Raw genomic sequence first — 11,974 nt, 5'->3', positions numbered from 1 at the left:
ACGGCGCCGAAGCGCCGTTTTCGTTTGAGATCAACTCACTCTGCGGATTTGCTCCACCAGACTTCGGGCAGGAAGCCTACCCAATCGCCCCACATCGGGACCTCTTCAGCATGGGTCAGATCCGCGTCATAGGCGAGGCGCGAGACATCCTGATACCAGGTCGGGACGATATAGCGCCCGGCGGTCAGCACCCGGTCGAGCGCGCGGGTCGCGGCGATGAAAGTGTCTTCATCCTCGGCGGTCAGGATGGTGTTGATCAACCCGTCCACCGCTTCGGAATTGATGCCCGCATAGTTGCGCGTGCCCTCCGCCTCGACGCCGTCCGAGCCGAAATAGAGGTTCAGCTCATTGCCGGGGCTGAGTGAGAGCGGCCAGACGCCGTAAACCGGGTGGCCATAGATCATGTCGTAATCATAGGCTTTCTGGCGGGTCTGATACTGGCTGTCGTCGATCAGCCGCACATTCGCGGTAATCCCAAGCGATTTCAGCGCGTTGACATAGAGGTTTGTCACCGGTTCATTGCTGGATGAGCCGAGCAGGATCTCGAAACTGAAGGGCTGGCCGTCCTTCTGCAAAATCCCGTTCTCGACCTGCCACCCGGCCTCGTTGAGAAGCTTCATCGCGGCGCGGATATTGGCACGGTTGCGCTCGGTCCCATCGGATTTCGGCAGGGCGTAGCCTTCCAGCGCGCCCTCCGGAATGTCCTCATATTGCTCCAGCAACTCCTTCACCTGTCCCTGCGCCGGCCCGTGCTGCATCCCCAAATCCGAGTTGGAGAAATAGCTTTCGGCGCGCGGCAAGGTGCCGTCATTCAGGGTCCGGTTGATGAATTCATAATTGAACACCCGGATCAGCGCCTCGCGCACCCGCGGATCCTCGAAAATCGGCTTGCGGGTGTTGAACACGAAGCCCTGCATCCCCGAGGGACGTTGATGTTCGACCTCTTCCTTGACGATCTCGCCATTGGTGACCGCCGGGAAGTCGTATTGCGTGGCCCAACGTTGCGCATCCCCTTCCCGGTGAACAGAAATTTCGCCCGCCTTGAAGGATTCCCACGCCGCATTGCTGTCCACGAAATACTCGTAGCGGATGGTGTCGAGATTGTGCTGGCCCTTGTTGATCGGCAGATCCGCGCCCCAGTAATCGGGGTTGCGGGTGAACTCGATGAAGCGGCCCGGCTCGAAATCGCCGAGGATATAGGGGCCGGAGGCAATCGGCGCGTCGAGGCCCGATTCCGCAAAATCCTTGTCGTCGTAGAAGCCTTTTTTGAGGATCGGACGCAGGCCGATGATCAGCGGCAATTCGCGGTCGGCTTCGGAGAAGGTGAAACGCACCGTGCGCTCGTCCACCTGCTCGCTGCTCTCGACCTTTTCCCAGGCGTTGCGATAGCGCGGGTGGCCGTCGCTCGCCAGCGTCTCCATGGACCAGATCACATCCTCCACGGTGACGGGCGAGCCATCGGAGAAGGTCGCCTCCTCGCGCAGGGTGAACTCGACGAAACTGCGCGCCTCATCGGTCTCGATGCTTTCGGCCAGAAGCCCGTAAAGCCCGAACGGCTCGTCATAATTTCGGCCCATCAGGGTCTCGACCATATGTGCCTGCACGCCGTAAGCCGGGCGGCCCTTGAGAATATAGGGGTTGAGCGAGTCGAAACTGCCGCTCTCGCCATAGACGATCTCGCCGCCCTTGGGCGCTTCGGGGTTCACATAGGGAAGTTGGGTAAACCCCTCCTCCAGCGCCGGTGCGCCATACATCGCGATCCCATGCTGAGGCTCGGCCCATGCGGCAAAAGGAATCACCGCGCTGGCCAGCAAAAGCCCCCGTATCGTCTTGTTAAGTGTCATCTTTGTCACAGCTCCTGCTCGAATCGCCTTGTTTTATGGGGTCAGCCTACAAGCCTTTGCCATTTCTGCAAATTCAAGTTGGAGAACGGCGATGTATGGCCTATAGTGAAGTTACTGCTCGATAGGTTTCTTGCCTGTATGAAACCTGCCTCATGACTGTGCCCTCCTTCGGGAGGGCATTTTTTTATGAGTCATCAAGAGATTTTGCGAAGGACATCCGCGCGGTTCCTCTCGAAATTGTCCCATCAAGCGGTTACGTTCCCGTCAGATAATCGACAAGGAGCACACTGTCATGTCAATTAAAGGTAAGACCGCCGTGATCACCGGATCAAATTCGGGGATCGGTCTCGGGATTGCGAAGGAAATGGCCCGTCTGGGGGCGCATGTCGCGCTCAACAGCTTCACCGATAATGACGAGGACCACAAACTCGCTGAAGAGATCGCGGCGGAGACCGGCTCGAAAGTCGTCTATATCAAGGCGGATATGTCGAAGCCCGAGGAATGTCGCGAGTTGATCAGGAAAGCGGCGGAGCAGCTCGGCAAGGTCGATATTCTGGTGAACAATGCGGGCATTCAGCATGTCGCCGGGATCGAGGAATTTCCGACCGAGAAATGGGACGCGATCATCGCGATCAACATGTCCTCGGCCTTCCACACCTCGGCTGCCGCCGTCACGCAGATGCGCGCGCAAGGCTGGGGCCGGATCGTCAACATCGCCTCGGCCCATGGCCTGACCGCCTCGCCCTATAAATCCGCTTATGTCGCGGCCAAGCACGGCGTTGTCGGCCTGACCAAAGTGATCGGGCTGGAGACGGCGCAGGAGCCGATTACCTGCAACGCGATCTGCCCCGGCTATGTGATGACGCCGCTGGTCGAGAGCCAGATCCCGGACACCATGAAGAAATACGACATGGACCGCGAAACCGCGATCAAAGAGGTTCTGCTGGAGCGTCAGCCCTCCAAGGAATTTGCGACCACCGAGCAGATCGGCGGCATCGTGGCGTTCCTCTGCTCGGACTCGGCCGAGCAGATCACCGGCACCACCCTCTCCGTTGATGGCGGCTGGACGGCCCTCTGATGGCAGCCAGGAAAAAGCGGGTCGTCAATCTCGCCCTGCAAGGCGGAGGCGCGCATGGCGCCTTCACCTGGGGCGCGCTGGACCGGCTCATGGACGAGAAAGATATTGAGATCGACGGCGTCACGGCCACGTCGGCGGGCGCGATGAACGCCGCGGCGATCAAGATCGGCTGGCATGAGAATGGCCGCGCCGGTGTGCGCCGCCGTCTCGATCAGTTCTGGCTCTCGCTCTCCACCACCGGAGACGCCCTGCCCGCGCCGATCGAGAACTGGCTCATGACAGTCGCGCCCTCGCCCGGCTTCGTCAGCGATATTCTGGAGATGAGCCCGGTCTATTGGGGCTCCGAAATGCTGACCCGGTTCCTCTCGCCCTATGAGTATAACCCGTTCAACATCCAGCCTTTCCGCAAGCTTGTGGAGACGCATCTCGATGAGGAGAGCCTGCGCGCCAAGGACGGCCCGCAGCTTTTCATCAACGCGACCAATGTGCGGACCGGCAAGGCCAAGGTGTTCAGCGGCGACGATGTGACCATCGACGCGCTCATGGCCTCGGCGTGCTTGCCGACCATCTATCAGGCGGTCGAGATCGAGGATAAGAAAACCGGTCAGATGGAGGCCTATTGGGATGGCGGTTATACGGGGAACCCGTCGCTTTTCCCGCTCTATGAGACCACCAAGGCCGACGATATTCTGATCATCCATATCAACCCGCTCTACCGGGAGCAGGTGCCCCATACGGCGACGGAAATCTCCAACCGTGTCAATGAGATCTCCTTCAACGCGTCGCTCCTCAAGGATCTGCGCGCCGTGGCTTTCGTGAACCGTCTGACCTCGCAGGGGAACATCCCCAAGGGCGCGATGCGCGATCTGCGGATCCATTCGGTGATGGATGACGAGACCATGCGCCAGCTTGGGGTGGCCACGAAAATGACGCCGGATCTGGCGTTCCTGCTGCACCTCAAGGAAGCGGGCCGCCGCGCGATGTCCGGTTTCCTGCGCCAGAATGGCGACAAGATTGGCAAGGAAAGCTCGGTCAATCTGACGGAGATGTATTCATGACCCGGCTCGAAATCTGGTCGGACCCGATTTGCCCTTGGTGCTGGATCGGCAGCACGGGCCTCTTCCGCGCCATCGAGGCGATTGGCGACACGCCCTTCGAGGTGAGCTGGCATCCGTTTTTCCTCAACCCGGAGATGCCGCCGGGTGGGATGGATCGCCGCGCCTATCTCGAAGCGAAATTCGGCGGCAAAGCGGGCGCGGCCAAGGCCTATATGCCCGTCTCCGAGAATGCCGAGGCGATGAATTTGCCTCTGAACCTCGACAAGATCGGGAAAACGCCGCGCACGCAGGACGCGCATCGGCTCATCCATTGGGCGGGCATCGAGGGCAAGCAAACCGGCCTCGCCATGGCGCTCTTCGAGGCGTATTTCCGCGACGGCAAGGATATTGGCGATGCGGAGGTGCTGGCCGAGATCGGCGGCCATGTCGGGCTCGACCGGGATCTGATCACGCGGCTTCTCGCCACGGATCAGGATCTGGAGCTGGTCGAGACGGACGCCGCGCGCGGGCGCGACATGGGCATCACCGGCGCGCCGACCTTCATCATCGCGGGCGCCCATGTGGTGCCGGGCGCGCAGCCGGCGCATTTCTGGGAACGTGTCGCGCGGGAAATTCTCACCGCGCAGAAAGACATGCAGCCCGAATAAAAAAGACCGCAGGCGTTTCCGCCTGCGGCCTCTTCACGCATCTGAAACTCAGATTAGTTGCTGGTCGCTTCTTCAGCTGCGTCGCCAGCTTCTTCAGCCGCATCGCCTGCAGCTTCAGCTGCATCGTTGGCTGCGTCGCCTGCTGCGTCAGCCGCATCGCTTGCTGCGTCCTGAGCGGCGTCAGCTGCATCGCCAGCGGCTTCCGCTGCGTCATTTGCCGCATCTTCAGTCGCGTCCATTGCGTCGCCTGCTGCGTCGCCAGCCGCATCGGCTGCGTCGTCAGCTGCTTCAGCAGCGGAATCAGCGGCTGCGTCTGCGTTTTCAACGGTTTCGTCAGCGGCAGCTTCGGCTGCGTCTGCTGCATCTTCAGCCGCTGCTTCTGCATCGCCAGCCGCTTCTTCAGCATTCTGTTCGATGGTGGTCTCGTCGCCTTCGACAACGGTCTCATCGTCGCCGCCGAGGAAGAGGAAGCCGAGGATCGCAAGTGCAACAATTGCGATGATCCCGATGATCATGCCGTTGCCGCCGGATTTGTTCGGATCGTTCTGGTTGTTGTTCGCCATGTCGTTTTCCTTTCGAATCAACAGATTCTGCAGCGTCGTTCACAACGCGCATCGGCGACCTTATGACGGAGTATGTCAAAAAATTCGAGTCACCATTTCTTGAATACGCAGTTTTCAGCGGGTTAGCGAGAGATTTCCTTCGCAAGCGCCGCGAGATCCCGAACGATTTGGAAGGCCCCTTTGACTTTCTGACCGTCACGATCCCAGTCCCGTTTGACCACGAGCTTGTTGTCGCGCACCTTCGCCGTGCCGCGCTGGTCCTGAATAAATTGCACAAGGCCCGCCGGGTTAGGGAATTTGTCGTCGCGGAATTGCAGCGTGATCCCCTTCGGCCCGCCATCGAGACGCTCGACATTGGCGCGGCGGCACATCGCCTTGATCCGCATGATGTTCATCAGCCCGTCCACCTCTTTGGGCAGCGGCCCGAACCGATCGATGAGCTCGGCGGCAAAGCCTTCCATCTCGACCTTCTTCTCCATCTCCGACAGGCGGCGATAGAGGCCGAGGCGTACATCGAGATCCGGCACATAATCCTCCGGGATCAGCACCGGCACACCGAGATTGATCTGCGGCGACCAGCTTTCCGAGAGATCCACATCCCCCATCTCGCCGGATTTCAGCTTGGCAATCGCCTCCTCCAGCATGTCCTGGTAAAGCTCGTAACCAACTTCGCGGACCTGCCCGGACTGCTCTTCGCCAAGGATATTGCCGGCCCCGCGAATATCGAGATCTTGACTGGCGAGCGCGAACCCGGCCCCGAGGCCATCAAGCGCCGCCAGCACTTTGAGCCGCTGCTGCGCGGCGGGCGTGAGGCGCTGGCCCGCTTCGGTCATGAAATAGGCATAGGCGCGGATTTTCGAGCGCCCGACCCGGCCCCGGATCTGGTAAAGTTGCGCGAGGCCAAACATATCGGCGCGCAGCACGATCAGCGTATTGGCCCGTGGAATGTCGAGGCCGGACTCGATGATCGTGGTCGCGAGCAGCACATCATATTGTCCGTCGTAGAACGCATTCATCCGCTGATCGAGATCACCGGCCGCCAGCTGGCCATGGGCCGTGACGGTTTTCACCTCGGGCACCAGCTCTTTCAGCATATCCTCATATTCGGGGATGTCGGAAACGCGCGGCACCACGATGAAACTCTGCCCGCCGCGATAATGCTCGCGCAAAAGCGCCTCGCGGATGGTCACCGGATCGAATTCGCTCACATAGGAGCGGATCGCGAGGCGGTCCACGGGCGGCGTGCCGATGATCGAGAGGTCCCGCACCCCGGTCAACGCCATTTGCAGCGTGCGCGGGATCGGCGTGGCCGTCAGGGTCAGCACATGCACATCAGAGCGCAGCGCCTTCAGCCGCTCCTTATGCGCCACGCCGAAATGCTGCTCCTCATCGACAATCACCAATCCAAGCCGTTTGAACCGTACGGATTTTGCCAGCAAAGCATGGGCGCCGATGACGATATCGACGGAGCCATCGGCCAGCCCGTCCCGCGTCGCCTTCGCATCCTTGGCCGAGACGAAACGCGAAAGTTGCCGGACTTTCAGCGGGAAGCCCCGGAAGCGCTCGGCGAAGTTCTGGAAATGCTGGCGAGCGAGCAGCGTCGTCGGCGCGATCACCGCCACCTGATGCCCCTCCATCGCGGCGATGAAAGCGGCCCGCAGCGCGACCTCGGTCTTGCCGAACCCGACATCGCCGCAGACGAGCCGGTCCATCGGGCGCCCGCTTTCAAAATCGCTCAGCACATCGGCGATGGCGGTTAGCTGATCCTCGGTCTCCTGATAGGGGAAACGCGCGCAGAACTCTTCCCAGAGATGGTGATGTGGCTGGAATTTCGGGGCGTTACGCAGGTAGCGCTCGGCGGCAAGGCGGATCAGCTTCTCCGCCATCTCCTTGATCCGCTCTTTCAGCTTTTCCTTCTTAGCCTGCCACGCGCCGCCGCCGAGACGGTCCAAAAGCCCCTGCTCATGACCGTAGCGGGACAGCAGATCAATGTTTTCGGCGGGCAGATAGAGCCGATCGCCGCCCGCATATTCAAGGAGAAGACATTCATGCGGCGCGCCGGTCACATCGACCGTCTCTAGCCCCTGATAGCGACCAATCCCGTGCTGGATATGGACCACGAGATCGCCCTGTTTGAGCGAACTCGACTCTTTCAGGAAATTCTCCGCCCGGCGGCGTTTCTTGGCGCGGCGGATGAGCCGGTCGCCCAGAATATCCTGCTCGGCGATCACGGTCAGATCCGGCGCGGTAAACCCGCTTTCGAGCGCCCAGACGGCGAGGTTCACGCCCTCACTCACATCCCCTGCCCGCGCTATGGTTTTGCTGGCGATCCCCTCGTCATTCAAAAGGCTCTGCATCCGGTCCCGCGCGCCATCCGAATAGCTCGCCAGCACCACGGGGCCCTCTTTGAGCCGCGCTTTGACATGGGCCGCCAATTCGCTGAAAAGATTGATTTCCTCGCGTTTGCGCTCGGCGCTGAACTCACGGCCAAGCCGCCCGCCCGCGTCGATCACATTGGGGCCGGAGGGCGTCGGATTGGGCGAGAATTGCCGCACTGCCCGCGGCTCCAGCGCGGTCATCCATGCTGCTTCATCAAGGTAAAGCGTCTCTGGCGGCGCGGGCCGGTAAGGCGTGCCGCCCATCCGGTTCTTGTCCTCCATCGCCTCCAGCCGCGTCTGATATTGCGTCGCGATTTCCTCGCTCCGCGCCGCGCGCATCGCCGGGATCTGGTCGTCCAGCGTCACCGGCGCGCCCGGCAGGAAGGTAAACAGCGTCTCCAGATCTTCGTAAAAATAGCCGAGCCAATGCTCCATGCCCTGATGCTTGCGCCCGGCGGAGACCGCCTCATAAAGCGGGTCGCTCGCTACCTGCCCGAAGGCGGTGCGGTAGTTTTGCCGAAACCGGGTGATCGTCTCCTCTTCAAGGATCACTTCGGAGACCGGCGCGAGCGCGATCTGCTTGACCGTCTCGCCGCTCCGCTGCGTCACCGGGTCGAACCGTTTCGCGGCATCCAAGACGTCACCGAAAAGATCGAGACGGATCGGCTGTTTCTCCCCCGCCGGGAAAATGTCGATGATGCCGCCACGAATGGCGTAATCGCCGGGCTCCATCACGGTCGGCACCTGGTTAAAGCCCATGCGGACGAGATAGGCCCGGAGCGCCGCCTCGTCGATCCGGTTCCCGACGCTCGCGGTGAACGAACTGCCGCCAACCAACTGACGCGACGGCAGTTTCTGCATCGCCGCCCGCAAGGGCGCGATGATCACCGAAGGTCGGTCCCACCCTTTCGCCAGTTGCGCCAGCACCGCCATCCGCGCCGCCGACACGCTCGCATTTGGCGAGACGCGGTCATAAGGCAGACAATCCCACCCCGGAAAGCGCAGCACGGGCAGATCGGGCCGGAAAAACCGCAGGCTCGCCTGGACGGCGGCCATCCGCGCCTCATCCCGCGCAATATGCAGGACCGGACCCTTTGTGTCCCCGACGAGATCCCCGATCAGTTTGGCGTCAAACCCTTCCGGCGCACCGCCAACCAGCGTCCTTACCATAAAAATTGCCCCTGAAGATGAAACAGCGCCAGGATCAGCGCGAAGGTGAATCCGATGGTGAGAATGACGCTGTTGCCGCGCCGTGTCCGCTCCAGCGCGTCAAGCAGGGCCGGTCCCTCCAGCCCGCGCCGCGCCGTGCGCCGCCCGCGCCAGCGCGCCAGCAAAAACGGGATCAGAAGGAGCGACAGTGCTTGCCCCATGGGCGCGCCATAGATCCAGCCGATCACCCAGAAGAGCGCGAACACAAAGGCGATGACTCCGGCGAAAAACCAGCCCGCGCTCTCCCACACCGCGCGGATGCGGGCGGTCTGCGCCTCGGCCAGCGCCTCGGCGCGGCGCTGCCAGACCGGGTCACGCTTGGCCTCGGCGATCACATCCGCCGGCACCCCGCAGACCCGCGCCAGCCCGTCATGGATCAGATAGATCCACAGCGCCCAATACCAGATCGAGGCGAAGCTCTGCTCCGTCCAGATTTGCATCAAAATATCGCGGAAGGTCATGGTGATCTTTCAGACTGCGGGTCGAGACGGCATGTAACCCGGCGCGCCGGGTGATTGCAATTGCCGCGCGAGGCGGGCAAAGGGGAGGAAAAGGAGATTGTCATGGCTCACTTCGCCCCCTTCCCGCTCGCCCGTGGCCGCCGCCTGCGCCGGAATGCCGCGCTGCGCGCCATGGTGCGTGAGACGGCGCTGACCCCCGGCGATCTCATCTGGCCGATTTTCGTGCGCGAGCAGGAAGCGCCCGCCGCGGTCGCCGCCATGCCCGGCGTGACGCGCTACACCGTGGAAGGTGCGGTGAAAGCGGCGGCGGAGGCGGTGGCGCTCGGTATCCCCTGCATCGCGCTTTTCCCCTACACGCCCGAGACGCTGAAAACCGCCGATTGCGCCGAGGCGTGGAACCCTGAAAATCTCGTGAACCGCGCGACCAAGGCGATCAAGGCGGCGCACCCGGATCTCATGGTCATGCTTGACGTGGCGCTCGATCCCTATAACGCGCTCGGCCATGACGGGATTGTCGAGGACGGCGTGATCGTCAACGATGCCAGTCTGATGGCGCTGGAAAAGCAGGCGCTCTCCCATGCCGAAGCGGGCGCGGATATTCTCGGGCCGTCGGACATGATGGATGGCCGCATCAAGGTCATCCGCCACGCGCTTGAGAATAATGAGTTTTCAGACACCGCGATCATGGCTTACAGCGCCAAGTTTGCCTCTGCTTTCTATGGCCCGTTCCGTGATGCCGTCGGTGCGTCCGGCGCGCTCAAGGGCGACAAAAAGACCTACCAGCTCGATCCGGCCAATAGCGATGAGGCGCTGCGCGAGACCGCGCGGGACATCGCCGAGGGTGCGGATATGGTGATGGTCAAGCCGGGGATGCCCTATCTCGACATTTGCCGCCGCGTGAAATCTGAGCTGGCCGTGCCGACCTTCGCCTATCAGGTCTCCGGCGAATATGCGATGATCGAGGCGGCGGCGCAAAATGGCTGGATTGACGGCGAAAAAGCGATGGTCGAGAGCCTGATGGCGTTCAAACGGGCCGGTTGCGACGGGATTTTAACCTATTTTGCCCCTCGAATGGCCGCGCTTTTGAACGGTTAGACTTGGCCGCGCGGTCTTTGCCGTGGTAATGTCCGGCCCATAAAAATAACGGAGCAGGACATGAGCAGTTTAACACGGCGGGGTTTTCTCGCGGCGGGCGGCATGGCGGCAGCGGGCGCGGTTGCGGGCTGCACGCAGACGGGCGGCCCGAATTTCCCTTCCCTTTCAATGCCAACCGCACCGGCTTTGACAACGCCAGAGCTTCCGGCGCTTGGCAATCCTGACAAGCGTCTGGTCGATGCCAAGGTCGATATCGGCATCAAGCAGATGCGCAACCTCGTGCCCGCGGCGGAGCCGCTGATCGCGCAGGCCAAGGGCATTCTGATGATGCCCGATGTGACCGAGGCCAGCATGATGGTCGGCGGCTATTACGGCAATGGCGCGCTGAATATCGGCGGCGCGAATGTTGCCTATTATCAAATGGTTGGCGGCAGTTTCGGCTTTCAGGCCGGGGCGCAGAAACTCGCCCATGCCCTACTCTTCATGACCACGGAAGGGCTCTACCGCTTCCGTCAGGGCTCTGGCTGGACGGCGGGCGCGGACCTCAAATATGCGCTTTTCAACAACGGCATGACCGTGGGCGCCGAGAGCAGCAGCCTCTTCGCACCGGTCTATGCGATCGTGTTCAACCAGCGCGGGCTTTTGGGCAGCGCGAGCATTGATGGCGTAAAATACACGCGCTTTGGCTGAACTTTTAAAGCACGCCGCAACCTGCCGATCTCAAACGCAGATTGCGGTGTGTTTTCACTTGGTTAACCGGCGCATCAGGCTGGACGTGTCCCAACGATTGCCGCCAAGCCCCTGAACATCCTTGTAAAACTGATCGACCAGCGCGGTCACGGGCAGCGCCGCGCCATTGCGCTCACCTTCGGCAAGGCAAATCGCCAGATCCTTGCGCATCCAGTCCACCGCGAAGCCGAAATCGAACTCGTCGGCGAGCATGGTTTTGCCGCGATTCTCCATCTGCCAGCTTCCCGCCGCGCCTTTGGAGATCACGTCGATGAGTTTTTCCCCGTCGAGCCCGGCCTTGGCGGCGAAATTCATCCCTTCGGAGAGCGCCTGCAACAGCCCGGCGATGCAGATTTGATTCACCATCTTCGTGAGCTGGCCCGACGCCACCGGCCCCATCAACACGCAAGACCGCGCAAAGGCGTCAATCACCGGCTGGGCGCGGTCGAAATCCGCTTGCGCGCCGCCACACATCACGGTCAGCACACCGTTTTCCGCACCGGCCTGCCCGCCGGAGACCGGCGCGTCGACAAAGCCGACACCGCGCGAGGCGGCTAGCTCGCCCAATTCCCGCGCCACTTCCGCCGACGCCGTGGTGTGATCGACAAAGAGCGCGCCCTTCTCCATCGCCTCAATCGCGGGGATGGCCACCTCGCGCAGATCGTCATCATTGCCGACACAGCAAAACACGATCTCCTGACCCTTGGCCGCGGCTTCGGGCGTGGCTTCAGCGCGGCCGCCATGCTCTTTCACCCACGCCTCCGCCTTCGCGCCTGTGCGGTTATAGACGGTCACCTCATGGCCCGCCGTCGCCAAATGCCCCGCCATGGGCGCGCCCATGACCCCCAAGCCCAGAAATGCCGTCTTCACCATGTCTTTCCCTTAAGTAAGCATTTACCTCTCTCCCCACCT

Annotated in this window: 10 protein-coding genes; 5 read left to right on the top strand and 5 right to left on the bottom strand. The window is 61.8% G+C overall.

Annotated features, from left to right (window positions below; translation table 11 throughout):
• Positions 1-35: 35 nt before the first annotated feature.
• Complete coding sequence (locus ACMA5I_RS11825) at positions 36-1,844, bottom strand: extracellular solute-binding protein (RefSeq protein WP_525886478.1); 1,809 nt, start codon at positions 1,842-1,844, stop codon at positions 36-38.
• A 292-nt stretch (positions 1,845-2,136) separates the two neighbouring features.
• On the opposite strand from ACMA5I_RS11825, the gene ACMA5I_RS11820 reads away from it, so the two are divergent.
• Genes ACMA5I_RS11820 through ACMA5I_RS11810 form a run of 3 tightly spaced genes read left to right on the top strand, consistent with a single transcriptional unit; the run spans position 2,137 to position 4,627 of the window.
• On the top strand, positions 2,137-2,922 hold the full coding sequence (locus tag ACMA5I_RS11820; RefSeq protein WP_525886477.1) for a 3-hydroxybutyrate dehydrogenase: 786 nt from the start codon (positions 2,137-2,139) through the stop codon (positions 2,920-2,922).
• Positions 2,922-3,980, top strand: coding sequence for a patatin-like phospholipase family protein (locus ACMA5I_RS11815; RefSeq protein WP_525886476.1), 1,059 nt, complete (start codon positions 2,922-2,924; stop codon positions 3,978-3,980). The genes ACMA5I_RS11820 and ACMA5I_RS11815 overlap by 1 nt, the downstream gene beginning before the upstream one ends.
• On the top strand, positions 3,977-4,627 hold the full coding sequence (locus ACMA5I_RS11810) for a DsbA family oxidoreductase (RefSeq protein ID WP_525886475.1): 651 nt from the start codon (positions 3,977-3,979) through the stop codon (positions 4,625-4,627). The genes ACMA5I_RS11815 and ACMA5I_RS11810 overlap by 4 nt, the downstream gene beginning before the upstream one ends.
• A gap of 53 nt (positions 4,628-4,680) precedes the next feature.
• Here ACMA5I_RS11810 and ACMA5I_RS11805 read toward each other — a convergent pair whose 3' ends face one another.
• From ACMA5I_RS11805 to ACMA5I_RS11795, 3 genes are all read right to left on the bottom strand, one after another.
• Positions 4,681-5,190 carry a hypothetical protein gene (locus ACMA5I_RS11805; RefSeq protein WP_525886474.1) on the bottom strand — a complete coding sequence of 170 codons (510 nt, stop codon included), beginning with the start codon at positions 5,188-5,190 and terminating at the stop codon, positions 4,681-4,683.
• 122 nt (positions 5,191-5,312) lie between these two features.
• Positions 5,313-8,738, bottom strand: a complete 3,426-nt coding sequence (mfd, locus tag ACMA5I_RS11800; protein ID WP_525886473.1) for a transcription-repair coupling factor — start codon at positions 8,736-8,738, stop codon at positions 5,313-5,315.
• Positions 8,732-9,238 carry a hypothetical protein gene (locus ACMA5I_RS11795; protein ID WP_525886472.1) on the bottom strand — a complete coding sequence of 169 codons (507 nt, stop codon included), beginning with the start codon at positions 9,236-9,238 and terminating at the stop codon, positions 8,732-8,734. The genes mfd and ACMA5I_RS11795 overlap by 7 nt, the downstream gene beginning before the upstream one ends.
• Before the next feature lie 102 nt (positions 9,239-9,340).
• Between ACMA5I_RS11795 and hemB the strand changes: the two genes are divergently transcribed.
• Both hemB and ACMA5I_RS11785 read left to right on the top strand, forming a co-directional pair.
• Positions 9,341-10,333, top strand: coding sequence for a porphobilinogen synthase (gene hemB / locus ACMA5I_RS11790; protein WP_525886471.1), 993 nt, complete (start codon positions 9,341-9,343; stop codon positions 10,331-10,333).
• A 60-nt stretch (positions 10,334-10,393) separates the two neighbouring features.
• Entirely contained in the window at positions 10,394-11,023 is a 630-nt protein-coding gene (locus ACMA5I_RS11785; RefSeq protein WP_525886470.1) for a YSC84-related protein, read from the top strand.
• Positions 11,024-11,077: 54 nt separating this feature from the next.
• Here the strand turns inward: ACMA5I_RS11785 and ACMA5I_RS11780 are convergent, their stop codons facing one another.
• Positions 11,078-11,935 (bottom strand): NAD(P)-dependent oxidoreductase, encoded by an 858-nt coding sequence (locus ACMA5I_RS11780; protein WP_525886469.1) that lies wholly within the window; start codon positions 11,933-11,935, stop codon positions 11,078-11,080.
• Positions 11,936-11,974 lie beyond the last annotated feature (39 nt).

The sequence above is a fragment of the Jujubicoccus corallicola genome, assembly GCF_047345645.1.
Taxonomy (GTDB): domain Bacteria; phylum Pseudomonadota; class Alphaproteobacteria; order Rhodobacterales; family Rhodobacteraceae; genus JBLEFH01.
Note: the sequence above shows the minus strand (reverse complement) of the source record. Positions and strands in the feature narration are given on the sequence as shown.